The organism is Streptomyces cupreus, from assembly GCF_014257025.1.
GTDB lineage: Bacteria > Actinomycetota > Actinomycetes > Streptomycetales > Streptomycetaceae > Streptomyces > Streptomyces cupreus.
Genome location: NZ_JACMSF010000145.1, coordinates 1 through 3,189, shown reverse-complemented (window position 1 = coordinate 3,189; position 3,189 = coordinate 1). Strand labels below are relative to the sequence as shown.

Sequence of the window (3,189 nt, the reverse complement as noted above, 5' to 3'; positions counted from 1 at the left end):
GGGTGGCTGGTCGTTGTTTGAGAACTGCACAGTGGACGCGAGCATCTGTGGCCAAGTTTTTAAGGGCGCACGGTGGATGCCTTGGCACCAGGAACCGATGAAGGACGTGGGAGGCCACGATAGTCCCCGGGGAGTCGTCAACCAGGCTTTGATCCGGGGGTTTCCGAATGGGGAAACCCGGCAGTCGTCATGGGCTGTCACCCATACCTGAACACATAGGGTATGTGGAGGGAACGCGGGGAAGTGAAACATCTCAGTACCCGCAGGAAGAGAAAACAACCGTGATTCCGGGAGTAGTGGCGAGCGAAACCGGATGAGGCCAAACCGTATGCGTGTGAGACCCGGCAGGGGTTGCGCATACGGGGTTGTGGGATCTCTCTTCTGTCGTCTGCCGGCGGCAGGGCGAGTCAGAAACCGTTGATGTAGGCGAAGGGCATGCGAAAGGCCCGGCGTAGAGGGTAAGACCCCCGTAGTCGAAACATCAGCGGCTTGCTTGAGAGACACCCAAGTAGCACGGGGCCCGAGAAATCCCGTGTGAATCTGGCGGGACCACCCGCTAAGCCTAAATATTCCCTGGTGACCGATAGCGGATAGTACCGTGAGGGAATGGTGAAAAGTACCCCGGGAGGGGAGTGAAATAGTACCTGAAACCGTGTGCCTACAAGCCGTGGGAGCGTCGGAGCCTTCGGGCTCTCGTGACTGCGTGCCTTTTGAAGAATGAGCCTGCGAGTTTGCGGTGTGTTGCGAGGTTAACCCGTGTGGGGAAGCCGTAGCGAAAGCGAGTCCGAACAGGGCGGTATAGTAGCGCGCTCAAGACCCGAAGCGGAGTGATCTAGCCATGGGCAGGTTGAAGCGGAGGTAAGACTTCGTGGAGGACCGAACCCACCAGGGTTGAAAACCTGGGGGATGACCTGTGGTTAGGGGTGAAAGGCCAATCAAACTCCGTGATAGCTGGTTCTCCCCGAAATGCATTTAGGTGCAGCGTCGTGTGTTTCTTGCCGGAGGTAGAGCACTGGATAGGCGATGGGCCCTACCGGGTTACTGACCTTAGCCAAACTCCGAATGCCGGTAAGTGAGAGCGCGGCAGTGAGACTGTGGGGGATAAGCTCCATGGTCGAGAGGGAAACAGCCCAGAGCATCGACTAAGGCCCCTAAGCGTACGCTAAGTGGGAAAGGATGTGGAGTCGCACAGACAACCAGGAGGTTGGCTTAGAAGCAGCCACCCTTGAAAGAGTGCGTAATAGCTCACTGGTCTAGTGATTCCGCGCCGACAATGTAGCGGGGCTCAAGCGTACCGCCGAAGTCGTGTCATTCATACAGAAGCCCCAACGGGTGTATGGATGGGTAGGGGAGCGTCGTCTGCCGGGTGAAGCAGCACCGGAAGGTAGTTGTGGACGGTTGACGAGTGAGAATGCAGGCATGAGTAGCGATACAAACGTGAGAAACGTTTGCGCCGATTGACTAAGGGTTCCTGGGTCAAGCTGATCTGCCCAGGGTAAGTCGGGACCTAAGGCGAGGCCGACAGGCGTAGTCGATGGATAACCGGTTGATATTCCGGTACCCGCTGTGAAGCGTCAAACATTGAATCCAGTGATGCTAAGCCCGTGAAGCCGCCTGCCACCGTCTTTGACGTTGGTGGGAGTGGTGGAGCCGGTGACCCGAGCTGGTAGTAGGTGAGTGATGGGGTGACGCAGGAAGGTAGTCCATCCCGGGCGGTGGTTGTCCCGGGGTAAGGGTGTAGCCCGAGTGGTAGGTAAATCCGCCGCTCATGCAGGGTGAGACCTGATGCCGAGCCGATTGTGGTGAAGTGGATGATCCTATGCTGTCGAGAAAAGCCTCTAGCGAGTTTCATGGCGGCCCGTACCCTAAACCGACTCAGGTGGTCAGGTAGAGAATACCGAGGCGTTCGGGTGAACTATGGTTAAGGAACTCGGCAAAATGCCCCCGTAACTTCGGGAGAAGGGGGGCCAGTCCTGGTGATCCGATTTGCTCGGTGAGCTGGGGGTGGCCGCAGAGACCAGCGAGAAGCGACTGTTTACTAAAAACACAGGTCCGTGCGAAGCCGTAAGGCGATGTATACGGACTGACGCCTGCCCGGTGCTGGAACGTTAAGGGGACCGGTTAGCTCCATTTCGGTGGGGCGAAGCTGAGAACTTAAGCGCCAGTAAACGGCGGTGGTAACTATAACCATCCTAAGGTAGCGAAATTCCTTGTCGGGTAAGTTCCGACCTGCACGAATGGCGTAACGACTTCTCGACTGTCTCAACCATAGGCCCGGTGAAATTGCACTACGAGTAAAGATGCTCGTTTCGCGCAGCAGGACGGAAAGACCCCGGGACCTTTACTACAGTTTGATATTGGTGTTCGGTTCGGCTTGTGTAGGATAGCTGGGAGACTTTGAAACGCGGACGCCAGTTCGCGGTGAGTCGTCGTTGAAATACCAGTCTGGTCGTGCTGGATGTCTAACCTGGGTCCGTGATCCGGATCAGGGACAGTGTCTGATGGGTAGTTTAACTGGGGCGGTTGCCTCCTAAAGGGTAACGGAGGCGCCCAAAGGTTCCCTCAGCCTGGTTGGCAATCAGGTGTTGAGTGTAAGTGCACAAGGGAGCTTGACTGTGAGACCGACGGGTCGAGCAGGGACGAAAGTCGGGACTAGTGATCCGGCGGTGGCTTGTGGAAGCGCCGTCGCTCAACGGATAAAAGGTACCCCGGGGATAACAGGCTGATCTTCCCCAAGAGTCCATATCGACGGGATGGTTTGGCACCTCGATGTCGGCTCGTCGCATCCTGGGGCTGGAGTCGGTCCCAAGGGTTGGGCTGTTCGCCCATTAAAGCGGTACGCGAGCTGGGTTTAGAACGTCGTGAGACAGTTCGGTCCCTATCCGCTGTGCGCGTAGGAGTCTTGAGAAGGGCTGTCCCTAGTACGAGAGGACCGGGACGGACGAACCTCTGGTGTGCCAGTTGTCCTGCCAAGGGCATGGCTGGTTGGCTACGTTCGGGAGGGATAACCGCTGAAAGCATCTAAGCGGGAAGCCTGCTTCGAGATGAGGACTCCCACCCACTTGATGGGGTAAGGCTCCCAGTAGACGACTGGGTTGATAGGCCGGATCTGGAAGCACGGTAACGTGTGGAGGTGACCGGTACTAATAGGCCGAGGGCTTGTCCTCAGTTGCTCGCGTCCACTGTGTT

1 rRNA gene is annotated in these 3,189 nt (G+C 57.2%); it reads left to right on the top strand.

The window, feature by feature from the left end:
* The first annotated feature begins 49 nt into the window (after positions 1-49).
* A 23S ribosomal RNA gene (locus H4N64_RS43935) occupies positions 50-3,167 on the top strand.
* Positions 3,168-3,189: the final 22 nt, after the last annotated feature.